Origin of the sequence: Streptomyces griseomycini (genome assembly GCF_014203535.1) — a bacterium.
GTDB classification, from domain to species: Bacteria; Actinomycetota; Actinomycetes; order Streptomycetales; family Streptomycetaceae; genus Streptomyces; species Streptomyces griseomycini.
In genome coordinates this window covers 471,738-495,462 of sequence record NZ_JACHJI010000006.1, presented here as the reverse complement: position 1 = coordinate 495,462, position 23,725 = coordinate 471,738, and the positions used below count along the sequence as shown (strand labels likewise).

Genomic DNA, 23,725 nt, shown 5'->3' with positions numbered 1-23,725 from the left:
GGGGGAATGGATCACACCCGCGCGGTGTGCCGTTGACACCGGGTGCCAGGGCTTCTAGCGTCACGTCTGCTGAAGGTACTAAGCGGTTGCTCATTCATCGGGCAGGCCGCAGGAGCCGCATCCCAAGGGCGAGGAGAAGCAGCAATGTCCACCACTGAGCAGCGGGTCGCGGTCGTCACCGGTGCCGCGCGCGGCATCGGCGCCGCCACCGCCGTACGACTGGCCGCCGAGGGCCGCGCGGTCGCCGTGATCGACCTCGACGAGGCCGCCTGCAAGGACACCGTCGAGAAGATCACCGCCGCGGGTGGCAAGGCGATCGCGGTCGGCTGCGACGTCTCCGACGAGGCGCAGGTCGAGGCCGCCGTCGCGCGGATCGCCGAGGAACTCGGCGCGCCGGTCATCCTGGTCAACAACGCGGGCGTGCTGCGCGACAACCTGCTGTTCAAGATGAGCGTCTCCGACTGGGACACCGTCATGAACGTGCACCTGCGCGGCGCCTTCCTGATGTCCCGGGCCTGCCAGAAGCACATGGTGGACGCCGGCTTCGGCCGGATCGTCAACCTGTCCTCCTCCTCCGCGCTCGGCAACCGCGGCCAGGTCAACTACTCGGCCGCCAAGGCGGGTCTGCAGGGCTTCACCAAGACCCTCGCCAAGGAGCTCGGCAAGTTCGGCGTCACCGCCAACGCCGTCGCCCCCGGCTTCATCGCCACCGAGATGACCAAGGCCACCGCGGACCGCGTCGGCATGGGCTTCGAGGACTTCAAGGCCGCCGCCGCCACCCAGATCCCGGTGAACCGCGTCGGTGAGCCCGAGGACATCGCCAACGCCATCGCCTTCTTCACCGGCGAGGCGGCCGGCTTCGTCTCCGGCCAGGTGCTGTACGTCGCCGGCGGACCGCTCGACTAGGGACGACTGGGGAACACGGGACATGACTGCAGTGGAACTCTCGGGCAAGGTCGCCCTGGTCACCGGCGCCAGCCGCGGCATCGGCTACGGCGTCGCCGAGGCGCTGGTCGCACGCGGCGACCGGGTGTGCATCACCGGCCGGGGCGAGGACGCCCTCAAGGAGGCCGTCGAGAAGCTCGGCGCCGACCGCGCGATCTACGTCGCGGGCAAGGCGCACGACGAGGCCCACCAGGCCGCCGCCGTCGAGCGCACCATGGAGGCCTTCGGCCGGGTCGACTACCTGGTCAACAACGCCGGGACCAACCCGGTGTTCGGGCCGATCGCCGACCTCGACCTGAACGTCGCGCGCAAGGTGTTCGAGACCAACGTGGTCTCGGCGCTCGGCTTCGCCCAGCGCACCTGGCACGCCTGGCAGAAGGACAACGGCGGCGCGATCGTCAACATCGCCTCCGTCGCGGGCCTCGCGCCCTCGCCCTTCATCGGCGCGTACGGCGTCAGCAAGGCCGCGCTGATCAACCTGACCGTGCAGCTCGCGCACGAGTTCGCGCCCGGGGTGCGGGTCAACGCCATCGCCCCGGCCGTGGTGAAGACCAAGTTCGCCCAGGCGCTGTACGAGGGCCGGGAGGCGGAGGCCGCCGCGGCCTACCCGCTGGGCCGGCTCGGCGTGCCGTCCGACATCGGCGGTGCGGCCGCGTTCCTCACCTCGGACCAGTCGGACTGGGTCACCGGCCAGACCCTGGTCGTCGACGGCGGCATCTTCCTGAACGCCGGCGTGGCCTGACGTGCGGTGACCCCGGCACGGGCGTCCGTTGACGAGAACGGCGCCCGTGTCGGCGTTCCGGGGGGCCGGGGCCCGCTGACAACGTAGTCATCGGCAGGTCGGTCTCAAGGGGTGTGCAGGGGAGGTCCACGGGGCGGAACACTGCGGTATGGTCTGCCGACCCTTGGTATGGCAGATCGAGGAGCGTGCGCGTGTTCAACCGGAACCGATGCCTGCGGCGGGTGGCGGCCATCGCGTCCATATCGTCCCTGGTGACCGGATGCGGCGTCCTGTCGTCCGGCAGCCCGGAGGACGAGGGCCCCATCGTCGTGGGAACCACCAGTTCCCCCAGCACACTGGATCCTGCCGCCTCCTGGGACAGTTCCTGGGAGCTGTTCCGCAACATCTACCAGACGCTGTTGAGTTACCCCGTCGGCGCGAGCACGCCCCAGCCGGACGCGGCCGAGAGCTGCGAGTTCTCCGACAGCTCCAACCAGGTGTTCCGCTGCGAACTGCGCGAGGGCCTGAAGTTCTCCGACGGCGGCACGCTCGACGCCAAGGCCGTCAAGCACTCCATCGACCGGGTCCGCGAGATCAACGTCAACGGTGGTCCCGCCGGTCTGCTGGGCAGCCTCGAGCGGGTCCAGGCGCCGAGCGAGCGCGAGGTGGTCTTCTACCTCAACAAGCCGGACGCCACCTTCCCGTTCGTGCTCGCCACGCCCGCCATGTCGATCGTCGACCCCGACGCCTACCCGGCCGACGCCCTGCGCGAGGAGGGCGGCGTCATCGGTTCCGGGCCGTACGCCCTCCGGTCGTACGAGGAGGGCAAGGAGGCCGAGCTCGTCCGCAACGACCACTACAAGGGCTACGCCGAGCGCCGGAACAGCGCGGTGACCATCCGCTACTTCCAGGACTCCGGCACCATGGTCGAGGCGCTGCGGGACAAGCGGATCGACCTGACCTACCGCGGTCTGGCCGCCGGCGACATCATCGACCTCCAGGGCAGGACCTCCAAGGAGGAGGAGCTCCAGCTGGTCGAGGGCACCGGGACCGACATCAGCTACCTGGTGTTCAACCCGGAGGACCCGTGGGCCGGCAAGAAGGCGGTGCGCCGGGCCGTCGCCCAGCTCGTCGACCGCGGGGCGATCGCGCACAAGGTCTACAAGGACACGGTCGAGCCGCTGTACTCCATGGTCCCCAAGGGCCTGACCGGCCACACCACCGGCTTCTTCGACGACTACGGCGAGCCCAGCGCCGACAAGGCCCGGCAGATCCTCACCTCGGCGGGCATCACCGAGCCGGTACCGCTCACCCTCTGGTACACCACGGACCGCTACGGCTCCGAGACCGCGCTCGAGTTCAAGGAGCTCGAGCGGCAGCTGGAGGCCTCGAAGCTGTTCGACGTCACGCTCAAGAGCCGCCCCTGGAAGACGTACGTCGAGGGCTACCAGAAGGGCGAGTACCCGGTGTTCGGGCGCGGCTGGTTCCCCGACTTCCCGGACGCGGACAACTTCATCGCCCCGTTCGTCGGCAAGCAGAACGCGCTCGGCACGCCCTACGAGGCCCCCGAGATCACGAACGACCTGCTGCCCAGTTCCCGCCGCGAGAGCGACCGCGGCAACGTGGTGAAGCAGTTCGAGGAGGCCCAGCAGGTCCTCGTCGACGACGTGCGGCTGCTGCCGCTGTGGCAGGGACGGCAGTACGTGGCCGCGAGCCGGGACATCTCGGGAGCGGAGCGGGCGCTGGACCCGTCGACGATCATGATGATGTGGGAGCTCTCCCGGAAGACCAGCTGGTAGGCCGGACACGGCCGCCCGCGGGACCGGTTGTCAGTGGTCACCTGTAGGTTCTGGAGCCTGGAAGTGACCGCACACGTAAGGACAATGACGTGACCGACATCGCCATGCTGCCCGAGTCCTGGCGCGGGGTCCTGGGCGACGAACTGCAGCAGCCCTACTTCGAGGAGCTGACCGAGTTCGTCGAGGAGGAGCGGGCGAAGGGTCCCGTCTACCCGCCCCGCGAGGAGGTCTTCGCGGCGCTGGACGCCACGCCGTACGACAAGGTGAAGGTCCTGATCCTCGGGCAGGACCCCTACCACGGCGAGGGACAGGGGCACGGTCTGTGCTTCTCGGTCCGGCCCGGGGTGCGGATCCCGCCGTCGCTGCGGAACATCTACAAGGAGATGCACGCGGAGCTGGGCACGCCCATCCCGGACAACGGCTACCTGATGCCGTGGGCCGAGCAGGGCGTGCTGCTGCTCAACGCGGTGCTCACGGTCCGCGGCGGCGAGGCCAACTCGCACAAGGGCCGCGGCTGGGAGAGGTTCACCGACGCCGTCATCCGCGCGGTGGCCGACCGTCCCGACCCGGCGGTCTTCGTGCTGTGGGGGAACTACGCGCAGAAGAAGCTGCCGCTGATCGACGAGACCCGGCACGCGGTGGTCAAGGGCGCGCACCCCTCGCCGCTGTCGGCGAAGAAGTTCTTCGGCTCCCGTCCGTTCACGCAGATCAACGAGGCGGTGGCCGCGCAGGGCCACGAGCCGATCGACTGGACGATCCCGAACCTGGGCTGACGCGTCGCCGAGGGTGCGGGCCGGCCCACCGGTTCCCGCACCCCGGCCGCCCGGGTGCCACGGAGCGGCTTGCCCGGTATCGGCCCCGCCTGCCGTTAGCGTCGGGTGCGACAGCCGGCGAGCGGTGCGGAGGGCGTGGTGGCGGAGCGACAGGAGCAGGCGTCGCCGGACGCCGTACTGACACGGATCGGGCAGGTCGTGATGCTGCACCACGCGGGCGACCGCGAGGAGGCCCGGCACCGCCTCCTCGGCCTGTGGGCGGAGATCGGCGTGTACGGCGACCCGCTGCACCGCTGCACCCTGGCCCACTACCTCGCCGACACCCAGGACGACCCCGAGGACGAACTGGCCTGGGACCTGCGGGCGCTGACGGCGGCGGAGGAGGTCGTCGGGGACATGCCCGCCGCGTACGAAGGGGCCCTCGCCGTGCGGGCCCTCTACCCGTCGCTGCACCTGAACCTGGCCGCCGACTACGCTCGCCTCGGCCGCCCCGACGCCGCCCGCAGCCACCTCCACCGGGCCCGGGGCGCGGCCCGCACCCTCGCCGACGACAGCTACGGCGAGGGCGTGCGGGCCGCCATCCGGCGGCTGGAGCTCCGGCTGGGCGAGGGCGGGGCGCCCGGCGGCCGGAGGCCGCCGAGGCAGCGTCCCTAGGGCCTGTCGCCGGCCTTCCGTCCGCCCGGCGGCCGGATCATCCTCCGTACGCCCCCTCGCAGATGGTCGCCTCCGGGCTGTCCGGGTGCCAGCCGCCGTACATCCTGCCCAGCTCGCAGAGTCCCGCACCACCGCCTTCGGCACGGCGCGTCGGTTCCGGGACCTCGGGGAGGATCCTGGGCCGCTGCGGGGGGACGGACGCCCTCGGCTGCGGGCGGGCCGGCCGCGCCTGCCCGTCCCGGTCGCCGGACGGCGCCTTCCGCTCCGGTGCGGCGGCCGTGGGGGCGGCGCGGCGCGACGGGGCCCCGGACGCCTTCGTGGGCCGGGACGGGCCGACCATCTCCAGGGCCTCGCGCGCCGGTGCCTGCACGACCGGACGCCCCTCGGACGGCTGGGACGGTGCCGCCGGCGGGCCGGGCACGGCAGGACGCTTGACCGTCACGCAGCCCGAGAGGGCCGAGACCGCCACGGTCAGCAGAAGTGTTGCTGTGGTCGTCTTTCGATGCACCCGTGTCACTCTGCTGGCTCCGGCGGCCCGGGGGACGGCGGACAGGCGGAGCATGCCCCGCACGGGTGATCTCCGGCCCCGTACGGAGGGTCGTGGACGTGCCGTGGGTGACGTCAGTCGCCGGTGGTGCCGTCGAGCCGCTCGCGGATCAGGTCGGCGTGGCCGTTGTGACGCGCGTACTCCTCGATCATGTGGGTGTGGATCCAGCGCAGGCTGAACGGTTCGCCGCCGGCCCTGCCCGGGGCCCGGGACAGGTCGTCCAGCGCGAAGCCGGCCGCGTTGCGCCGGGCCGCGTCGATCTCGGCCTGCCAGGTGGCGTACGCCTCCTGCCAGGTGTCCGCCTCGGTGAGGTGGAACTCGCCGTCCCGGTCGGCCTCGCTGTAGTAGATCGGGCCGGCGTCCTCGCCCGTGAGCACCCTGCGGAACCAGGACCGCTCCACCTCCGCCATGTGCCGCACCAGCCCCATCAGGGACAGCTCCGAGGGCGGCACCGACGCGGTGCGCAGCTGGTCGTCGGTCAGCCCCTCGCACTTCAGGGCGAGGGTGCGGCGGTGGTAGTCGAGCCAGCCCTCCAGCATGGTGCGTTCGTCGGCGTTGCGGTCGGGCTCGCGGCGTTCGGTCGTCATGAGGGCATCCTTGCCCACTGCCGCCCTCGCCCGCCAGGCGCTTCAAGGACGGCCGAGCATCCCGGCCAGCAACTCCCGCAGATCCGCGCGCACTTCCGCGAGGCTCGGCACGCGTGCGCTGAAGGACCCGGCCACGCAGGAGAACATCAGCCCGTCCGCCCAGGCGATCAGCGACAGCGAGTGCCGGTCCGGTTCCGTGGAGCCCAGCCCGGTGACCAGGGCGGTGAGCTGGTCGCGGAAGCGTGCGCCGGCCGCGTCGAAGTACGCCCGCAGCTCGGGGCGGCGGGTGGCCTCCAGGGCCAGTTCGTAACGGGCGACGGTGAGTTCGCGATTGCGGGTCAGCGCACGGTGGGCGGCCAGGGCCAGGGCGTCCACCAGGGAGTCGGCGCCGGCCCGCGGGTCGGGCATCTCGTGCAGCGCGAGGACGCGTGCCTCCCGTTCGGCGAGCCGCCGCACCGCCAGCTCCAGCAGCGCCTGGCGGGTGCGCGCCAGGTTCGAGGTGGACCCCTGGGGGAGTCCGGCCGCCTGGTCGACCGCCCGGTGGGTGAGCCCGCGCATCCCGCGCTCGGCGAGCAGGGCGAGGGCGGCGTCGGCGACGAGGTCGGCGCGGGACGCGCCTGCGGTGCGTTCGGACATGGAGGCCAAACTACCTTCCGCACTACAGCTGTAGTACAGTCGGAGCCGTACGCACACTACAGGTGTAGTTACGGTGCGAGGAGGAGCCATGAGGCGGGTCGAGCGGGCGGTCGTGATCGGCGGGGGGATCGGCGGTCTGACCGCGGCGGTCGCCCTGCACCGGCGCGGTGTGCGGGTGACGGTGCTGGAGCGGGCCGGCTCCCTGGAACCGGTCGGCGCGGCCATCTCGCTGGCGCCCAACGCGCTGCGCGGACTGGACGTCATCGGGCTCGGCGACGACATCCGCGCCCTGTCCGCCTGGCAGGGCGACGGAGGGCTGCGCGCGCCGAGCGGCCGGTGGCTGTCCCGGTCCAGTGCCGCGGCCGCGGAGGAGCGCTTCGGCGGCCCCCTGGTCCTGCTCCACCGGGCCACCCTCGTCGACCACCTGGCCGCACGGCTCCCGGCAGGCGCCGTCCGCACGGCCGCCGCCGCGCACGTCGTCGACCCCGGAAATCCCGGAGGCCCCGGTGACCCCGGCCGTCCGGCCCGTGTCGGCACCCCCGACGGCGAGTGGGAGGCCGACCTGGTGGTGGCCGCCGACGGCATCCACTCCGCGGCGCGCCGCGCGCTCTTCCCGGACCATCCCGGGCCCGTGTACTCCGGGTTCACCACCTGGCGGGTCGTGATCCCGCTGCCCGGCGTGGAGTTCGCCTCGCACGAGACCTGGGGCCGGGGCCGCATCTGGGGCACGCACCCGCTCAAGGACGGCCGGGTCTACGCCTACGCCGCCGCCGTGGTTCCCGCGGGGGAGCGGGCCCCGGACGACGAGAGGGCCGAACTGCTGCGGCTCTACGGCGACTGGCACGACCCGATCCCCGCGGTGCTGGCCGCCGCCCGCCCCGGCGACGTGCTCCGCCACGACGTCCACCACATCGCCGAGCCGCTGCCCGCTTACCACCGCGGCCGGGTGGCCCTGGTCGGCGACGCCGCGCACGCCATGCCGCCGACCCTCGGCCAGGGCGGCAACCAGGCCATCGAGGACGCGATCACCCTCGCCCTCCCCCGCGCCCGCATGCGCTCGGGCGGGGGGACCCCCGTCGTCGAGGACCTGCCCGCCTACACCGCGGCCCGGCTGCCCCGCACCACCGCGATCGCCCGCCAGGCGGTCAGGGTGGCCCGCCTGAACATGATGACCGGCCGGTTCGCCTCCGCCGTGCGCGACAACGCGATCGCCGCGCTGTCGAAGGCCGGACCGGCGCTGCTCCTGCGCGGCTTCGACGGGATCGCCGACTGGCGGCCGCCCGGGGACACCGCCCGCTCGGGCGAAGCCGCGAGCGGGGAGGCCGTATGCTCGCGGCAGACCACGGCAGGCGATGGCTAGAGGAGAACACCCCGTGAAGGTCGGCTGCATCGGACTCGGCGACATCGCGCAGAAGGCCTACCTCCCGGTGCTCGCCGTCCAACCCGGAGTCGAACTGCACCTGCAGACCCGCACCCCCGCCACCCTCGAGAGGGTCGCCGACAGCCTCCACCTCCCGCCCGGACAGCGCCACGCGGACCTCGCCGCGCTGCTCGCCCAGGGCCTCGACGCCGCCTTCGTGCACGCGCCGACGCAGGTCCACCCGGAGATCGTGACGCGCCTCCTCGAAGCGGGCGTACCGACGTACGTCGACAAGCCGCTCGCCTACGAACTCGACGACTCCGCGCGTCTCGTGGCGCTCGCCGAGGAGCGCGGGACGAGCCTCGCCGTCGGCTTCAACCGGCGCTTCGCCCCGGGCTACGCCCAGTGCGCCGACCACCCGCGCGAACTGATCCTCATGCAGAAGAACCGGATCGGACTGCCGGAGGATCCGCGCACGATGATCCTCGACGACTTCATCCACGTCGTCGACACCCTGCGCTTCCTGGTGCCCGGCCCGGTCGACGACGTGACCGTGCGCGCCCGCACCGAGGGCGGGCTGCTGCACCACGTGGTGCTCCAGCTCGCCGGGGACGGCTTCACCGCGCTCGGCGTGATGAACCGGCTCAGCGGATCGGCCGAGGAGATCCTCGAGGTCTCCGGGCAGGACACCAAGCGCCAGGTGGTCAACCTCGCCGAGGTGATCGACCACAAGGGGCAGCCGACCGTGCGCCGGCGCGGCGACTGGGTGCCGGTGTCCCGGCAGCGCGGCATCGAGCAGGCGGTGCTCGCCTTCCTGGACGCGGTGCGCGCGGGCAGGGTGCTCAGCGCCCGGGACGCGCTGGCGACCCATGAGCTGTGCGAGCGGGTGGTACGCGCGATCCACGAGCGCTCCGCCTGAGGCGCAACGCCTCGGTGACGGCCCAGGCGGCCAGGGCCAGCGGCGCGCCGTACAGCGGCCAGTCGCCGAAGCGGACGTAGGGCGTGGTGCCGTGCGCCAGCGGGACCTCGTACACCCGCGCGGCGCCGGTGTCCGTGCCGAGCCACGGGCCGACGCGCTCCCCGCCCGGCCCGTACACGGCGGACACGCCCGTCAGGGTCGCGTGCACCATCGGACGGCCGGTCTCGGCGGCGCGCAGCGCGGCGAGCGAGGCGTGCTGCCCGGGAGCCCAGCTCTGCTGGAACGTCGAGGTGGAGGACTGGGCGAGCAGGACGTCGGCGCCGTCCTCGGCGAGATGCCGGCTCATGTCGGGGAACGCGGTCTCGAAGCACACCATCGGACCGATCCGCAGCCCGTCCGCTGTGTCCATCACCACCTGCCGCGAGCCGCGCCTGCGGTCCTCGCCGGCCGCCTCGCCGACGGAGGTCGCCCAGCCCAGCAGGGAACGGGCCGGCACGTACTCGCCGAACGGGACCAGCCGCATCTTGTCGTACCGGTCACCGGTCGGACCGTCCGGACCGACCAGCACCGAGCTCTTGTGGATGCCGGGCCGGTCGGAGCCCCGGGCGTCCACGTTGACCAGGATCCCGGCGCCCGTCTCGCGGGACAGGGCCGCGAGCCGCCGCGCGAGGTCGGGCCGGTCCCCGAGGTCGAAGCCGACGCTGCTCTCGCCCCAGACGACCAGGGCGACGTCCCGGCCGACGAGTTCACGGGTGAGCCGCTCCTCGAGGTCGAACCGGCGGTCGGGGCTGTCGCGCCCGGAGACGACGCCCGGCTGCACGACCGCGATCCCGACCCGGTCGCCGGTGTCCGGCCGGGGCGACCACACCCACGCGGCGCCGGTCGCGGCGGCCGCGGCGACCAGCCCCGCCACGGCGGGCACGCGGGCCCGCCGGACCGCGACCAGCCCCGCCACGGCGGGCACGCGGGCCCGCCGGACCGCGACCAGCACCGCCACGGCGACGTTCAGCGCCACCACCAGGAAGCTGAGCAGCCACACCCCGCCGACCGACGCCAGCCGCAGCGCCGCCTCCACCTGCCACTGGCTCGCGCCGAGCACGCCCCAGGGGCCGCCGAGCCCCTCCCAGGAACGGACGAGTTCCACGGCCAGCCAGCCCGACGGCAGCACGACGAGCGCCGCCAGGACCCGGCCCCGTGACGGGACCCCGCCGAGCAGGCGGCGCACCAGCCAGCCCCACGGCGCCCACAACGCGCCGAGCAGGGCGGCGATGACGAACGTGAACACGTGCAGGTTCGGCAGCAGCCAGTGGTGCATGGCCAGCATGAAGCCGAACCCGCCCCACCAGCCGTCGCAGGCCGCCCGCCTCCCCGTCGGCGCGGCGCGGGCCAGCAGGATCCAGGGGACCAGGGCGACGTAGGCGAACCACCACAGGGACGGGGCGGGAAAGGCCAGGACGGGCAGGGCACCCGCGACCGCGGCGGCGGCCGAGCGCCGCCACGGGGAGGTGAACCGGTGGTCGAGCGTCTTCATGGGCGCCTCCTACCCCGTGGTGCCCCCCAGTGTCCGTCCCGGAGACGATCCGGAACAGTGCGCGCCGGCTCAGTCGATCACAGGAGCCGTCCGCGGGCCGGGAAGGCGGCGCCACTTCTCCCGCACGACCACCTCGCTCAGCCGCCAGCCGTCGTCCGTGCGCAGCACGGCGAACGCGCACCGCCCGCCGTACACGAGGTCCGGCGAAGCGGACCCGCCGGCTGACGAACAGGTGCTGCCGCACGGGAGACGTCCCCAGATGCTCCGCGAGCCACCCGGCCACCTGCCCGGCGCTCCCCTCGATCCCGCCGGCCGAGCGGTAGTCCACCCGTCCCTGCGCCGTGAACAGCCCTCGGTACGCCTCCCCGTCACCGTCGTCCACGGCCACCGCGTACTCGGTGACGAGCCCGCCGACGGCCGGCCGGTCCCTCACGGCCGCGAGCTCCGCACGCTGCGTCATCGGCTCGGTGCCGGCCGTGCGACGGGCGGAGCCAAGGGGCGTGCGCGGATATTCGCTGGCCTTCGCGTGCGACGGGGCCGAGGCTGGGTGCCGTGAACGATCAGCAGACCGGGACGCGCCCCAGGTTCGAGGTGCGTGCCCGCCACACCGGGTCCACCGTCACCGTCTACCAGGCCTACCGGCCGGAGATCGGCCGCGCCGCGGCGCGCGACGGCCGCTTCCCGTCGACCTGGAGCCGGGAGCGCATGACCTGGGTCAAGCCGTCGTTCCTGTGGATGATGTACCGCTGCGGCTGGGGCACGAAGAAGGACCAGGAGACCGTGCTGGCCGTGGAGATCAGCCGCGAGGGGTTCGTCCGGGCCCTGCGGAACGCGTGCCTGTCGCACCACGTCCCCGCCCTGCACGGCGACGCGGCCGCCTGGAGACGGGAGCTGCGGCGGGCGCCCGCGCGGGTGCAGTGGGACCCGGAGCGGGACCTGCGCCTCGACCCGCTGCCGTACCGCTCGCTCCAGCTGGGGCTCGCGGGGGAGGCGGCCGCCCGGTACGCCGACGAGTGGATCGTGGGCATCGAGGACGTGACGCCGCTCGCCACGGAGATCCGCGGCCTGGTGCGTGAGGGGGAGCTCGACCGTGCGGCCGGGTTGCTGCCGGAGGAGCGGCCGTACCCCCTCGACGACGAGGTGCTCGCACATCTGCGAGCCTGAGGATCTTCGTTTCCGCTCTTCGTCAGGAGGAACTCATGAAGCGTCTCGTCACCGTGGTCACCGGCGGCAGCCGGGGGATCGGTGCCGCGACCTGTCTGCGGCTCGCGGCTCAGGGACACGACGTGGTGGTGAACTACGTCCGGGACTCCGCGGCCGCCGAGGAGGTGGCGAAGGGCGTGCGGGCGGCCGGGGCGCGGGCCGCGACCGTGCGGGCGGACACGTCCGTCGAGGCGGACGTCGAGCGGCTCTTCGAGGTGGCGGAGCGGGAGCTGGGGCCGGTGACGGGGCTGGTGAACAACGCGGCGGTGACCGGGCCGCTGGGGCGGTTCGCCGAGGTCGACACCGCGACCCTGCGCCGGGTCGTGGACGTCAACCTCATGGGGACGCTGCTGTGCGCGCGGCGGGCCGCGCAGCTCATGACGCCCCGGGGCGAGGGAGTGATCGTGAACGTCTCGTCCGGGGCCGCGACGCTGGGCAGCCCGGACGAGTACGTGCACTACGCGGCGACCAAGGCCGCCGTGGACGCGCTGACGCTGGGGCTGGCCAAGGAGCTCGGTCCGGACGGCATCCGCGTCAACGCGGTCGCCCCGGGCCTGATCGACACGGAGATGCACGCCGCCATGGGCGCTCCGGACCGGGTCCGGCGGATGGCGCCGGCGATTCCGCTGCGACGCGCGGGGCGGGCGGAGGAGGTCGCGGCGGCCGTGGCGTGGCTGATGTCGCCGGACGCCTCGTACACCACGGGGACGGTGCTGCGGGTGGCGGGCGGACGCTGAGGCGTACCGCCGGGGAGCGGAAGGGTCAGGCCGCCTCGACGACCTCGTCGCGGACGGCCGCCGCCCACTCGACCACCAGCAGTTCGTACGTCTCGCGCTCCCGGTCCGACAGGGAGCCGCCCGCGCGCAGCCACAGTGCGCGGATCTGCTCGTTGACCTCGGCGGCGGACCGCACGGAACCAGGGGTCGTTAAATCGGGGGACATGCGGACAAGCCTAGGGCCGGACACTGACGGCGCGCTACCGGACGGCCACGCGTCCCGGGGGGCCGGTCAGTGCGCCGGCTCGCCGGCGTCGGGACTCAGCACACCCGCGCCGACCAGCACGATGATGACGATTCCCAGGATGATGCGGTACCAGACGAACGGCATGAAGCTCTTGGTCGAGATGAACTTCATGAACCAGGCGATCACGGCGTACCCGACCGCGAAGGCGATGATCGTCGCGAAGACCGTCGGGCCCCAGGAGACGTGTCCGCCCTCCGCGGCGTCCTTGAGCTCGAACAGGCCGGAGGCCAGCACCGCGGGGATGGCGAGCAGGAAGGAGTAGCGGGCCGCGGCCTCGCGCCGGTACCCCATGAACAGGCCGCCGCTGATGGTGGCGCCGGAGCGGGAGACGCCCGGGATGAGGGCCATGGCCTGGCAGACGCCGTAGATCAGGCCGTCCTTGACGGTCAGGTCCCCGAGTTCCTTGCGCTGCTTGGCCGCGCGGTGCCGGCCGCCGCTCTCGTCCCGTGCCGCGAGGCGGTCGGCGATGCCGAGGACGACGCCCATGCCGATCAGCATCGCCGCAGTGAGCCGCAGATCGCGGAACGGGCCCTCGATCTGTTCCTTGAGCGTCACCCCGAGCACGCCGATCGGGATCGAGCCGACGATGACGAGCCAGCCCATGCGCGCGTCCTGGTCCCGGCGCATCTCCTTGTTCGTCAGCGAGCGGGTCCAGGCCGACAGGATCCGCCCGATGTCCTTGCGGAAGTAGATCAGCACCGCGGTCTCCGTGCCGATCTGGGTGATCGCGGTGAAGGCCGCGCCCGGGTCCTCCCAGCCGGAGAAGGCCGCGGTCAGCCGCAGGTGCGCGCTGGAGGAGACGGGGAGGAACTCGGTCAGCCCCTGGACGAGTCCGAGGATGAGGGATTCAAACCAAGACATGAGGTAGCGGAGTCCAAGTGCCGATCGTGCAACGGGCGAAGGGCACACCGGACCGCGGCGTGCGGCGATCGATGATCGGGTGCGCCGAGGCGAAGCGTAGCGCCCCAAGATGACGGATCCGGCACAGGGGTTTCACGGCCCGCCGGGGTCCGGCGGGCTCCGGACGGCGGCGGCTCAGGCCGCCGTCGGGCCGCTCACCGTCCACCCCGGGGTCTGCGGACGGGGCGTCAGGTCCTCGTGGCGCACCCGGTCGCCACAGGCCCGGCAGGTGACGACCGGGACGAGCTCGTCGCCGCAGGCGTGCTCGAGCGCCATGGGCAGGTCGCTGCCCTGGCGCAGATGGCGGTCGCCCCACTCCTTCAGGATCAGCAGCACGGGCTCCAGCTCCAGCCCCGCCCGGGTGGGGCGGTACTCGAAGCGCTGCGGGCGTTCGCTGTAGGGACGCTTGGTCAGGATCCCGGCGTCGACCAGCCGCTTCAGCCGCGTGGCCAGGATGTCGCGCGGAGCCCCGATGTTGCGCACCAGCTGGTCGAAACGGCCGTTGCCGAGGCACACCTCGCGCAGCACGAGCAGGGAGTACTTCTCGCCGACGAGGGCCAGGGTGTCGGCGATCGAGCAGGGGCGCGGGTCTTTGGAGGCGGCCATACGGCCAAGTCTAGGGGAGGGTTTGTTTTTCCAACTCACCGCGCTAAGGTGAGTTCGGATTTCCTACTCACTGGTAATCGTCCCGGTCGCCGCCCGGGTGGCCGAGGAGACCGAGGAGGCCGCACCATGCGTGACGCAGTCGTCGTCGAAGCCGTACGCACCCCCATCGGCAAGGGAAAGCCGGGCGGCGCCCTCGCCCACGTCCACCCCGTCGAGCTCCTCGCCCACACCCTGCGCACCCTCGTCGAGCGGTCCGGCGTCGACCCGGAACTGATCGACGACGTCATCGGGGGAACCGTCGACCAGGTCGGCGAGCAGGCCATGAACACCACGCGTTACGCCGTGCTGTCCGCCGGCCTGCCCGAGTCGGTGCCGGCGACCACCGTGGACCGCCAGTGCGGCTCCTCCCAGCAGGCCGTGCACTTCGCGGCACAGGGCGTCGTCTCCGGCGCGTACGACCTCGTCGTCGCCTGCGGGGTGGAGTCCATGAGCCGGGTGCCGATGTGGTCCAACGTCCCTCCCGGCAAGGACCCGTTCGGCCCCGGAGTCGCCGGGCGCTATCCGGACGGGCTCGTCCCGCAGGGCATCAGCGCCGAGCTCATCGCCGCGAAGTGGTCGATCACCCGCGAGCGGATGGACGCCTTCGCCGTCTCCTCGCACCGCAAGGCCGCCGCGGCGTGGGACGCCGGTCTGTTCGACGCCGAGGTCGCGCCCCTGGAGGGGGTGACCCGCGACGAGTGCGTCCGGCCGGGCAGCACCACCGAGACCCTGGCCGGCCTGAGGCCCGCCTACCACGACCCGGTCCTCGCCGAGCGCTTCCCGCAGATCGAGTGGAACGTCACCGCGGGCAACGCCAGCCCGCTCAACGACGGCGCCTCCGCCGTGCTCATCGCCTCCGGCGAGACCGCGGCCCGGCTCGGGCTGCGGCCGCTCGCCCGGCTGCACAGCTTCGCGGTCACCGGCTCCGACCCGCTGCTGATGCTCACCGGTGTCGTCCCGGCGACCGAGAAGGTGCTGCGCCGGGCCTCCCTGTCGCTCGACGACATCGACCTGTTCGAGGTCAACGAGGCGTTCTCGAGCGTGGTCCTGGCCTGGCAGCAGGAGACCGGAGCCGACCTCGCCAAGGTCAACGTGCACGGCGGCGCCGTCGCCCTCGGCCACCCGCTGGGCGCCAGCGGCACCCGGCTGACCACGACCCTGGTCCACGCGATGCGCGAACGCGGCGCGCGGTACGCCCTGCAGACCATGTGCGAGGCGGGCGGACTCGCCAACGCGATGATCCTAGAATCGGTGTGACGGGCCGTCAGCGCCCGCGCAGCTGATGCCGCCTGCGCCACGCCACCGCCGCGCCCGCCAGGCCCGGTACGGCGATGCAGGCCAGCGCGAGCAGGAAGGCCGGGGAGGTCGGCGTCGAGGCGCGGGCGCCGGCCACGGCGTAGGCGGCGGTGTTCGGGATCGAACCGAGCGCCGTCGCCAGCAGGAACGGCAGCAGGCCCATGCGGGAGACGGCGGCGCAGTAGTTCGAGGCGGCGAACGGGATGCCCGGGAACAGCCGGGCCGCCAGCACGGAGCGGAAGCCGTGCCGGCTCAGCTGGCGGTCCGCGGCCTTCAGCCAGCGTCCGCGCAGCAGCGGACGCAGCGCGTCCTGGCCGAGCGCCCGCCCCAGGCAGAAGGCCAGCCCGGCGCCGAGCACCGTGCCGCCCAGCGCGGCACCCAGACCCAGCTGGGAGCCGAACAGCGCGCCCGCGGCGAGGTTCAGCAGCGGACGCGGCACGAACGCCACCGTGCACACCCCGTAGGCCACCGCGTACGCCACCACCGCCGCGGCCCCGCCGAGCTGCGCCGGCCAGCCGTCGGTCAGCAGCCGCTGCGGCTCGAGGAGCAGCATCGTCGACGCCGCGGAGACGAGCAGCACGACGAGCAGGGACAGCCGTGACCACGGCGACAGCAGGACTCTGGCACAGCGGGCGGCGACACCCGTCGCGGCGACGGCGGGCGGAGGAGCGGACGGGGGCGCGGCCGTGGGGACGGCGACCGCGAGGTCCGTGGCGGTGGCCCGGGGAGGGGCCGTGGCGGTGCCCCCAGAGCGGTTGGTGGCATCGAGCATCCGGTGACACTAACCGACAAATGCGTGTGATCGCCGTAGGGTGCGTCTCATGCGCGTCACGAAGGCCCCGACACCCCAGGCGCCGGACGGTCCGCAGGCGCCGGACAGTCCGCTCGCGGACGCCGTGCTGCAGCGGCTCACCGCCGCCTACGGGCCCGCCGCAGATCCGCAGCGGGCCGTGGCCATGCGGGCGTACATGAAGGACGTGGCGCCCTTCCTGGGCCTGACCACGCCGGTCCGCAGGGCCCTGTCCCGCACCGTCGTCGACGGTCTGCCCCGCCCCGGCGAGGCCGACTGCACCGCGATCGCCCTGCGCTGCTGGGCGCTGCCCGAGCGCGAGTACCAGTACTTCGCCGTGGACTACCTGCGCCGCCACGTGCGCCACTGCTCCTCCGGATTCCTGCCCGTCGCCCGGCACCTCGTCACCACCGCCCCGTGGTGGGACACCGTCGACCTGCTCGCCGCGCACGTCGTCGGCGCGCTCGTCGCCGCCGGTCCGGAGCTCACGGCGGACATGGACGACTGGAGCGGCGCCGACGACCGGTGGCTCGTCCGCACCGCCCTGCTCCACCAGCTGCGCTTCAAGGAGCGCACCGACACCGGGCGCCTGTTCGACTACTGCCGGCGCCAGTCCGGGCACCCGGACTTCTTCGTCCGCAAGGCCATCGGCTGGTGCCTGCGCGAGTACGCCAAGACCGACCCCGACGCCGTACGGGCCTTCCTGGCACGGGAACGAGGGCGGTTCGCGCCGCTGTCGGTGCGGGAGGCGCTGAGGAACATCGGCGCGTAGCGACCCGGTCCGGCTCCGAAAACCATTCGACGCCGGGCGGATCGTCGGCGATGATCGACGCCATGTTCCGGTACGCCTTCCACCTCGCTGCATCCGCCCCCGCGGATGCCCCGAAGGCTGCCGTTCCCACGTTCCCGGCCGCCGTCGACGGCGCCCGAAGCTGACCCTCCCCGGATCGTCCGGCGGACCCCGCAGGGGGAGGGTCGGCACCTTCCCGGGGGTCCCCGTCCCGCCGTCCGCGGCATCCGCCGCGCGGCGGGGCGATCACGCGCCATTCACCGAGAGGCTTCGAGGTACCGCCATGTCCAAGACGGCGTACGTCCGCACCAAACCGCATCTGAACATCGGCACGATGGGCCACGTCGACCACGGCAAGACCACCCTGACCGCCGCCATCACCAAGGTCCTCGCCGCGCGCGGCAGCGGCAGTTTCGTGCCGTTCGACCGCATCGACCGGGCGCCCGAGGAGGCGGCGCGCGGCATCACCATCAACATCGCGCACGTCGAGTACGAGACCGACACCCGGCACTACGCGCACGTCGACATGCCCGGCCACGCCGACTACGTCAAGAACATGGTCACCGGCGCCGCGCAGCTCGACGGGGCGATCCTCGTCGTCTCCGCGCTCGACGGGATCATGCCGCAGACCGCCGAGCACGTCCTGCTCGCCCGTCAGGTGGGCGTCGACCACATCGTCGTCGCCCTCAACAAGGCCGACGCGGGCGACGAGGAGCTCACCGACCTGGTCGAGCTGGAGGTCCGCGACCTGCTGTCCGCGCACGGCTACGGCGGTGACTCCGCGCCCGTCGTCCGGGTCTCCGGGCTGAAGGCCCTGGAGGGCGACCCGCGCTGGACCGCGTCGATCGACGCGCTGCTCGACGCGGTGGACACCTATGTGCCCATGCCCGAGCGGTACCTGGACGCGCCGTTCCTGCTGCCGGTGGAGAACGTGCTCACCATCACCGGCCGGGGCACCGTGGTGACCGGCGCGGTGGAGCGCGGCACGATCCGCGTGGGCGACCGGGTCGAGGTGCTCGGCGCCGGGGTGGAGACCGTCGTGACCGGCCTCGAGACCTTCGGCAAGCCCATGGCGGAGGCGCAGGCCGGGGACAACGTGGCGCTGCTGCTGCGCGGGGTGCCGCGCGACGCGGTGCGCCGCGGGCACGTGGTGGCCGCGCCGGGCAGCGTGGTGCCGAGCCGGCGCTTCACGGCGCAGGTGTACGTGCTGTCGGCCCGCGAGGGCGGCCGCACGACCCCGGTGTCGACCGGCTACCGGCCGCAGTTCTACATCCGCACCGCGGACGTGGTCGGCGACGTCGACCTCGGCGAGGCGGCCGTCGCCCGGCCCGGGGACACGGTCACCATGACCGTGGAACTGGGGCGAGAGGTGCCGCTGGAGCCCGGGCTCGGCTTCGCCGTCCGTGAGGGCGGGCGGACGGTCGGGGCCGGCACGGTGACAGCGGTGGACTGAACCGGCCCGGGCCGGGACCCGTCCGGGGGGCGGGTCCCGGCCCGGCCGTCACGGGACCGCGCCGCGGTGGGCCGGCCCGCCGCCGAGGAGCTGCGCGCCGCCCGCACCCGGGCGTGAACCCGCCGGCGCGCGTCCCGGCAGAATGGGCCCGTGCACGAGCCCGAGCCCCTTCCCGTGACCCGCGCCGTCGATCACGGCACCGCCAAGCTGATGCCCGACGTCGACCGGGAGCGAGCCTGGCTGCTGACGGTCGACGGGGCGCCGCAGTCGTACGTCGACCTGGACGAGCCGACCCACCTGGAGTTCGAGTACGCCCGGCGGCTCGGACACGTCCTGGACACCCTCGCCGAGCCGGGACGCCCGCTGGACGTGCTGCACCTGGGCGGCGGCGCGCTCACCCTGCCCCGCTACCTGGCCGCCACCCGGCCCGGCTCCCGGCAGGACGTCGTCGAGGCCGACCGGGCCCTGCTGGAGCTGGTCGCCGAGCACCTGCCGCTGCCCGAGGGCGCCCGCGTCGCGCTGCACGCGGCGGACGCCCGCGCCTGGCTGGAGGCCGCGCCCGCGGACTCGGCGGACGTCCTGGTCGCCGACGTCTTCGGCGGCTCACGGGTCCCGGCGCACCTCACCTCCGTCACCTACGTCCGTGAGGCGGCGCGGGTCCTGCGGGACGGCGGGGCGTACCTCGCCAACCTCCCGGACGCGGCCCCGTTCGCCTTCCTGCGCTCGCAGCTCGCCACGCTCGCCACGGAGTTCGAGGAGCTGGTGCTCATCGCCGAACCGGGCGTGCTGCGCGGGCGGCGGTTCGGCAACGCGGTGCTGGCCGCCGCGCACCGCCCCCTCGACACCGCCGCCCTGGCCCGGCTCACCGCGGCCGACGCCTTCCCCGCCCGGGTGGAACACGGCACGGCCCTGCGGGACTTCGTCCGCGGTGCGCGGCCGGTACGGGACGAGGACGCCGTACCGTCACCCGAGCCCCCCGACGGGGCGTTCGGCATCGGCTGACCCGCGGTCCGCCTCCGGCGCCGTCCCGGTGACGTGCCGGGTGCGGCGGCGCAGGTTCCGCACGTCCGGCACGCACAGCACCGCCGCCGTGACCACCACGACCAGCGCGGCACAGCCCCACAGCGCCTCCGGGCGCCCGAACGCCGTCTCGGCCGGGCCCGCCAGCGCCATCGCCGCCGGCACGAGCGCGACCGAGCCGAACCAGTCGTACGCCGAGACCCGGGACAGCTTCTCCTCCGGGATCTCCTGGTGCAGCGCGGTCATCCAGGAGACGCCGAACACCTCGAGGGTCACGCCGGTCACGAACATCACCGCGCACAGCACACCGACCGGCACCGGCACGGCGAGCGCGGCGGACGGCAGGGCCAGCGGGAACACGCACAGGGTGCCGACGAACAGCAGACGGCGCGGTTGCCAGCGGGTCATCAGCAGCGCGCCCACCACCGTGCCCGCGCCGAAGAAGGCCAGGGCCAGGCCCCACGGCGCGGCGCCGCCCAGGTGGTCGCGGGCGACCAGCGGCCCGTAGACCGCGTCGGCGGCGCCGACGACCGCGTTGGCGACGGAGAACTGGATGACGATGCCCCACAGCCAGGGCCGGCCGGTGAACTCCCGCCAGCCCTCCTTCAGGTCGGCGAGCATGCCGCCGCCCGGGGCGCGCGGCGGTATGTGCTTCACGTCGAGCAGGGCCCGCAGGGCCGCGGCGAGGGCGAAGGCCGCCGCGTCCGCCGCGAGCACCCAGCCCGGCCCGATCGCGGCGACCATGGCCCCGCCGAGCGCGGCCCCGCCCAGGGTCGCCCCGTGCATCGCCATCCGGAACACCGCGAACGCCCGGCCGGCCTGCTCGCCGTCGACCGAGGACAGCAGCATGCCCTCGGCGGCCGGGTTGAAGAACGCCTGACCGGTGCCGCCCAGCGCGCTGAGCAGCATCATCTGCCACAACCGCGCCTCGCCGGTCAGGACCAGCGCCGCGAACACGGCCTGCGAGACGCAGTTCAGCGCGTTGGCCGCGACCATCACCCGGTGGCGCGGGAGGCGGTCCGCGACGGCACCGCCGATCAGCAGGAACAGCACCAGGGGCAGGGTGCGGGCGGCGGCCACCAGTCCCACGTCGCCGCCGTCGCCGCCCGCACCCAGCACGGCGAAGGCGGCGGCGATCAGCGCGCCGTGGCTGCCGAGGTTGGTCACCACGGCGGCGGCGGTCAGCAGGGTGTAGTTGCGGCCCGCCCAGGCGGGGCGGCGGAGGGAGGCTGTGGTCGGCACCCCGTGACTATCTCCGGGGCGGGGTCGACTTGCCAAACCCGCTTCCCCGCCCCCGGCCCGTCACGACTCCGTCGGCGGTTCCTCGGTGAGGCGCACCGTGCTGAGGATCTTCTCCACGGTCGCGTCGGGGATCTCCTCCTTGACGCCCTTGGCGCCGTACAGGTTCCAGGTGACGAAGTCCCCGGCGGCGTTCTTGAACGCGAAGGTGACCGCCTTGCCCTCGCTGTCGCACTTGCCGTCCTGCGGCGTGTTCTCCGAGCGCGCCCTGGCGACGCTGCCCTTGATGCCCGACGTGGTGGTGTACGGCTCCGGCTTGTCGTACTTCACGCTCTTCTTGTCGGGCTGCGTGTACCCGCCGTAGATCCACCACGGCACCCGGGTCTCGGCCGCCATGTCCGTGTCCTTGGCGCCGTTCTCACCCCGGGTCCCGGCGGTGACGAGGGCGGTGTCCTCCTCGCGGCCGTCCTTGTCGTCGTCGCTGGTGCACCACTTGGACTTCAGGTAGGCCGGGGCGGTGACGGTGGTGCGGCCCATCTCGCCGTTCTTCTCCTCCCACTCGAAGCCCACGCTGGTGTTGGGGGTCTCGATCTCCCAGTCGGCGGGGACGTCGAACATGGTGCCGAAGCGCGTGTTGACGACGACCTGCCAGCCGGGAATCGTCGCCTTCAGTTCCTCGCCGCCCCGGGGGTTGTCCGCGGAGCCGGACGCGCTCGGCTCGGCGGACGTGCTCGGCGACGCGCTCTTGGACGGCTTGGTGTTCTTGCCGCCGTCGGCCTCGTCCTCCTTGTCGCCGCCGAGCACCAGGAACCCGGTGACGCCGGCGGCCACGACGACGGCCGTCGCCGCCACGATCGCCACCAGCTTCGTCCGGTTCCCGCCGCCCCCGCCCTGCGGCGGCTGGGGCGCGCCCGCCGTGGACGGCGCTCCCCACTGCTGCTGCTGTGCGTACGGGTTCGGCTGCTGGTAGCCGGGCTGCTGGTACGGATTCGGCTGCTGGTACCCCGGCTGCTGGTACGGGTTGTTCGACTGCGGGTTCTGCTCGCCCCCGGGCGGCTGCTGTCCTGGCCACATGGGCAGCAACCCTAGCCGTGCGCGGGACACGATTCGGTCACCGCCCTTTGACGGGGGCGTAGCAACTCGGACGCGACGCGGAACGGCGGGCGTCCCCGGATCTGGTCAGCGGATGCTACTCATGGGTAACGTACGGGCATGAGCGCAGACCAGATGTCCGTCGGCGACATGCTCGCCGCCACGGTGCCCATGGCCCGGACCCTCAACCTCCAGTTCCTGGAGACCACACCGGAGCGGGCCGTGGTGGCCCTGCCGGACCAGGGCGAGTACCACAACCACGTGGGCGGGCCGCACGCCGGTGCGATGTTCACGCTCGGCGAGTCGGCGAGCGGCGCCATCGTGCTCGCCGCGTTCGGGGACCAGCTCTCGCGCGCCGTGCCGCTGGCCGTCCGCGCCGAGATCTCCTACAGGAAGCTGGCGATGGGTCCCGTCACCGCCACCGCGACCCTCGGCCGTCCGGCCGCGGAGGTCGTGGCCGAACTGGACGCGGGCCGCCGCCCCGAGTTCCCGGTGTCGATCGCCATCCGCCGCGAGGACGGGGCGGTCACCGGCGAGATGACCGTGGTGTGGACCCTGCGCCCCAACGGCTGACCGTCCTCCCCGCCGCGGATCCCGCGGGGCGGCGCCGGACGCCCCGCTACGGCCGGACCGGGGCGGAGGACACCGCCTCCGTCGGGGCGAACTCCACGTCGACGACGCCCTCCACGGCCCGGATCAGCCGGGCCGCCGCGGGCACCAGCGAGGTGTCCCGGACCCGGCCCACCAGCCGGACCACACCGTCGCGCACCTCCACCCACACCGCCGACCCCGGCCCGGGGAACAGGCGCGCCACCACCTCCCGCCGTACCTGCTCGGCCAGTTCCTCGTCGTCGCGCAGGAACACCTCGAGCAGGTCGGCACGGCTGACCACGCCCTCCAGCACACCCCGTTCGTCCACCACCGGCAGCCGCTTCACCCGGTGGCGGGCCATGAGGCCGGCGGCGTCCGCGAGCGTCACGCCGGCCCGGACCGTGACGGCCGGGGAGGTCATCAGCTCCTTTGCGGTCAACGCCCCCGCCTTCCGCAGGTCCTGGAGGCGGCGCGACCGAGTCCGCCGGTCGGGGTCGCTGTCCCGGAACTCCTGCTCGGGCAGCAGGTCCGCCTCGGACACGACGCCGACGACCCGGCCCCCTCCCTCCGCACGGGCACGGCGCTCACCCTCCGGCCCCGCAGCAGCCGGACGACCTCCTTGAACGCGGTCCTCCGTCCGACGGAGACCACCGACCGGGTCATGACGTCACCGACGACGTGCGGCGCACCGTGCACGGTCCCTCCCCGTTCCTCAGGCTCCGGCCCCGTACGGGCCGTACAGGTCCAGCAGCCGGACCCGGGCGGCGTGCAGCCGGTGGGCGACCACGTCGCCGACCCACCGGGTGACGTCCCGGCCGAACCCGGGGTCGTCCCGGCACAGCGCGCGCACCGCCGCGGCGTCGAACTCGTGGGCCCGCACCAACGTGGCCGCCTCCGCGCCCAGGTGCCAGACGTGCGGGGCGAACAGCCAGGACCAGCCCACGAGTTCGTTGTGCCCGAGGCGTTCGATGACGGCGGCACGGCGGCCGGGCACATGCATGTCGAGCTCGACGCAGCCGGTGCGGATCACCCAGAACCGGTCCGCGCGGCCGCCCTCCTCGAACAGCCGGGTCCCTTGCGGGAAGGACACCTCGTGGGCGGTCCGCAGGAGCCGCGCCCGGTGCTCGGCGGGCAGGGCGCGCGGCATGCCGGGGGACGGGGGAGCGAACACGGCGGGCCTCCCGGACGACGTCACGGTCTGTTGCTGCGCT

At 73.5% G+C, this 23,725-nt stretch carries 25 protein-coding genes and 2 pseudogenes; 14 read left to right on the top strand and 13 right to left on the bottom strand.

The window, feature by feature from the left end; translation table 11 throughout:
• Positions 1 to 144: 144 nt before the first annotated feature.
• From fabG to FHS37_RS19930, 5 genes are all read left to right on the top strand, one after another.
• A complete protein-coding gene (gene fabG, locus FHS37_RS19950) occupies positions 145 to 906 on the top strand; it encodes a 3-oxoacyl-ACP reductase FabG (RefSeq protein WP_184823105.1) in 762 nt (253 codons plus the stop codon).
• 22 nt (positions 907 to 928) lie between these two features.
• Positions 929 to 1,687, top strand: a complete 759-nt coding sequence (locus FHS37_RS19945; RefSeq protein WP_184823103.1) for an SDR family oxidoreductase — start codon at positions 929 to 931, stop codon at positions 1,685 to 1,687.
• A 191-nt stretch (positions 1,688 to 1,878) separates the two neighbouring features.
• Positions 1,879 to 3,465, top strand: a complete 1,587-nt coding sequence (locus FHS37_RS19940; RefSeq protein WP_184823101.1) for an ABC transporter substrate-binding protein — start codon at positions 1,879 to 1,881, stop codon at positions 3,463 to 3,465.
• Positions 3,466 to 3,554: 89 nt separating this feature from the next.
• Complete coding sequence (gene ung / locus FHS37_RS19935; protein ID WP_184823099.1) at positions 3,555 to 4,238, top strand: uracil-DNA glycosylase; 684 nt, start codon at positions 3,555 to 3,557, stop codon at positions 4,236 to 4,238.
• Positions 4,239 to 4,376: 138 nt separating this feature from the next.
• Positions 4,377 to 4,892, top strand: a complete 516-nt coding sequence (locus FHS37_RS19930; protein WP_184823097.1) for a tetratricopeptide repeat protein — start codon at positions 4,377 to 4,379, stop codon at positions 4,890 to 4,892.
• 37 nt (positions 4,893 to 4,929) lie between these two features.
• On the opposite strand, the gene FHS37_RS19925 is transcribed toward FHS37_RS19930, so the two are convergent.
• From FHS37_RS19925 to FHS37_RS19915, 3 genes are all read right to left on the bottom strand, one after another.
• On the bottom strand, positions 4,930 to 5,409 hold the full coding sequence (locus FHS37_RS19925) for a hypothetical protein (RefSeq protein ID WP_184823095.1): 480 nt from the start codon (positions 5,407 to 5,409) through the stop codon (positions 4,930 to 4,932).
• 104 nt (positions 5,410 to 5,513) lie between these two features.
• Positions 5,514 to 6,026, bottom strand: coding sequence for a DinB family protein (locus FHS37_RS19920; protein WP_184823093.1), 513 nt, complete (start codon positions 6,024 to 6,026; stop codon positions 5,514 to 5,516).
• 42 nt (positions 6,027 to 6,068) lie between these two features.
• A complete protein-coding gene (locus FHS37_RS19915; RefSeq protein WP_184823091.1) occupies positions 6,069 to 6,662 on the bottom strand; it encodes a TetR/AcrR family transcriptional regulator in 594 nt (197 codons plus the stop codon).
• A gap of 88 nt (positions 6,663 to 6,750) precedes the next feature.
• On the opposite strand from FHS37_RS19915, the gene FHS37_RS19910 reads away from it, so the two are divergent.
• Together FHS37_RS19910 and FHS37_RS19905 are read left to right on the top strand one after the other, a co-directional pair.
• Positions 6,751 to 8,022, top strand: coding sequence for an FAD-dependent monooxygenase (locus FHS37_RS19910; RefSeq protein ID WP_229889735.1), 1,272 nt, complete (start codon positions 6,751 to 6,753; stop codon positions 8,020 to 8,022).
• 13 nt (positions 8,023 to 8,035) lie between these two features.
• Complete coding sequence (locus FHS37_RS19905) at positions 8,036 to 8,941, top strand: Gfo/Idh/MocA family protein (RefSeq protein ID WP_184823267.1); 906 nt, start codon at positions 8,036 to 8,038, stop codon at positions 8,939 to 8,941.
• Here the strand turns inward: FHS37_RS19905 and lnt are convergent.
• Together lnt and FHS37_RS19895 are read right to left on the bottom strand one after the other, a co-directional pair.
• Positions 8,865 to 10,472: an apolipoprotein N-acyltransferase gene (gene lnt / locus FHS37_RS19900; protein WP_184823089.1), complete on the bottom strand. Its 1,608-nt coding sequence runs from the start codon at positions 10,470 to 10,472 to the stop codon at positions 8,865 to 8,867. The two genes, FHS37_RS19905 and lnt, sit on opposite strands and share 77 nt — an antisense overlap.
• Positions 10,473 to 10,541: 69 nt before the next feature.
• Positions 10,542 to 10,932 (bottom strand): annotated as a pseudogene (locus FHS37_RS19895) (nuclear transport factor 2 family protein).
• Between the two features lie 92 nt (positions 10,933 to 11,024).
• On the opposite strand from FHS37_RS19895, the gene FHS37_RS19890 reads away from it, so the two are divergent.
• Positions 11,025 to 11,636 carry a DUF4291 domain-containing protein gene (locus tag FHS37_RS19890; RefSeq protein WP_184823087.1) on the top strand — a complete coding sequence of 204 codons (612 nt, stop codon included), beginning with the start codon at positions 11,025 to 11,027 and terminating at the stop codon, positions 11,634 to 11,636.
• A gap of 35 nt (positions 11,637 to 11,671) precedes the next feature.
• Positions 11,672 to 12,412: an SDR family oxidoreductase gene (locus FHS37_RS19885; protein WP_184823085.1), complete on the top strand. Its 741-nt coding sequence runs from the start codon at positions 11,672 to 11,674 to the stop codon at positions 12,410 to 12,412.
• Positions 12,413 to 12,437: 25 nt separating this feature from the next.
• Here the strand turns inward: FHS37_RS19885 and FHS37_RS19880 are convergent, their stop codons facing one another.
• The 3 genes from FHS37_RS19880 to FHS37_RS19870 all read right to left on the bottom strand — a co-directional run bounded on the left by FHS37_RS19880 (position 12,438) and on the right by FHS37_RS19870 (position 14,204).
• Positions 12,438 to 12,617, bottom strand: a complete 180-nt coding sequence (locus FHS37_RS19880) for a hypothetical protein (RefSeq protein WP_184823083.1) — start codon at positions 12,615 to 12,617, stop codon at positions 12,438 to 12,440.
• Between the two features lie 66 nt (positions 12,618 to 12,683).
• Complete coding sequence (locus FHS37_RS19875; RefSeq protein WP_184823081.1) at positions 12,684 to 13,559, bottom strand: undecaprenyl-diphosphate phosphatase; 876 nt, start codon at positions 13,557 to 13,559, stop codon at positions 12,684 to 12,686.
• 174 nt (positions 13,560 to 13,733) lie between these two features.
• Complete coding sequence (locus FHS37_RS19870) at positions 13,734 to 14,204, bottom strand: winged helix-turn-helix transcriptional regulator (protein ID WP_184823079.1); 471 nt, start codon at positions 14,202 to 14,204, stop codon at positions 13,734 to 13,736.
• Positions 14,205 to 14,330: 126 nt separating this feature from the next.
• Between FHS37_RS19870 and FHS37_RS19865 the strand changes: the two genes are divergently transcribed.
• The gene (locus tag FHS37_RS19865) at positions 14,331 to 15,500 is read left to right on the top strand and encodes a thiolase family protein (protein ID WP_184823077.1); all 1,170 of its coding nucleotides are present in this window, start codon (positions 14,331 to 14,333) and stop codon (positions 15,498 to 15,500) included.
• A gap of 7 nt (positions 15,501 to 15,507) precedes the next feature.
• Here the strand turns inward: FHS37_RS19865 and FHS37_RS19860 are convergent, their stop codons facing one another.
• Positions 15,508 to 16,311, bottom strand: coding sequence for a TVP38/TMEM64 family protein (locus FHS37_RS19860; RefSeq protein ID WP_184823075.1), 804 nt, complete (start codon positions 16,309 to 16,311; stop codon positions 15,508 to 15,510).
• A gap of 49 nt (positions 16,312 to 16,360) precedes the next feature.
• Here FHS37_RS19860 and FHS37_RS19855 point away from each other — a divergent pair, with 49 nt between their 5' ends.
• The 3 genes from FHS37_RS19855 (at position 16,361) to FHS37_RS19845 (ending at position 19,574) form a co-directional block, all read left to right on the top strand.
• Positions 16,361 to 17,101, top strand: a complete 741-nt coding sequence (locus FHS37_RS19855) for a DNA alkylation repair protein (RefSeq protein ID WP_184823073.1) — start codon at positions 16,361 to 16,363, stop codon at positions 17,099 to 17,101.
• Between the two features lie 301 nt (positions 17,102 to 17,402).
• Positions 17,403 to 18,572 carry an elongation factor Tu gene (gene tuf / locus FHS37_RS19850; protein WP_184823071.1) on the top strand — a complete coding sequence of 390 codons (1,170 nt, stop codon included), beginning with the start codon at positions 17,403 to 17,405 and terminating at the stop codon, positions 18,570 to 18,572.
• 210 nt (positions 18,573 to 18,782) lie between these two features.
• Complete coding sequence (locus FHS37_RS19845; RefSeq protein WP_184823265.1) at positions 18,783 to 19,574, top strand: spermidine synthase; 792 nt, start codon at positions 18,783 to 18,785, stop codon at positions 19,572 to 19,574.
• Here the strand turns inward: FHS37_RS19845 and FHS37_RS19840 are convergent.
• A complete protein-coding gene (locus FHS37_RS19840) occupies positions 19,536 to 20,834 on the bottom strand; it encodes an MFS transporter (RefSeq protein WP_184823069.1) in 1,299 nt (432 codons plus the stop codon). The two genes, FHS37_RS19845 and FHS37_RS19840, sit on opposite strands and share 39 nt — an antisense overlap.
• A gap of 60 nt (positions 20,835 to 20,894) precedes the next feature.
• Positions 20,895 to 21,905, bottom strand: coding sequence for a DUF8017 domain-containing protein (locus tag FHS37_RS19835; RefSeq protein WP_184823067.1), 1,011 nt, complete (start codon positions 21,903 to 21,905; stop codon positions 20,895 to 20,897).
• Positions 21,906 to 22,058: 153 nt separating this feature from the next.
• On the opposite strand from FHS37_RS19835, the gene FHS37_RS19830 reads away from it, so the two are divergent.
• Complete coding sequence (locus FHS37_RS19830) at positions 22,059 to 22,496, top strand: DUF4442 domain-containing protein (protein ID WP_184823263.1); 438 nt, start codon at positions 22,059 to 22,061, stop codon at positions 22,494 to 22,496.
• Between the two features lie 46 nt (positions 22,497 to 22,542).
• Here FHS37_RS19830 and FHS37_RS19825 read toward each other — a convergent pair.
• Positions 22,543 to 23,210 (bottom strand): annotated as a pseudogene (locus FHS37_RS19825) (CBS domain-containing protein).
• A gap of 16 nt (positions 23,211 to 23,226) precedes the next feature.
• Complete coding sequence (locus tag FHS37_RS19820) at positions 23,227 to 23,661, bottom strand: cyclic nucleotide-binding domain-containing protein (RefSeq protein ID WP_221500051.1); 435 nt, start codon at positions 23,659 to 23,661, stop codon at positions 23,227 to 23,229.
• Between the last annotated feature and the right edge of the window lie 64 nt (positions 23,662 to 23,725).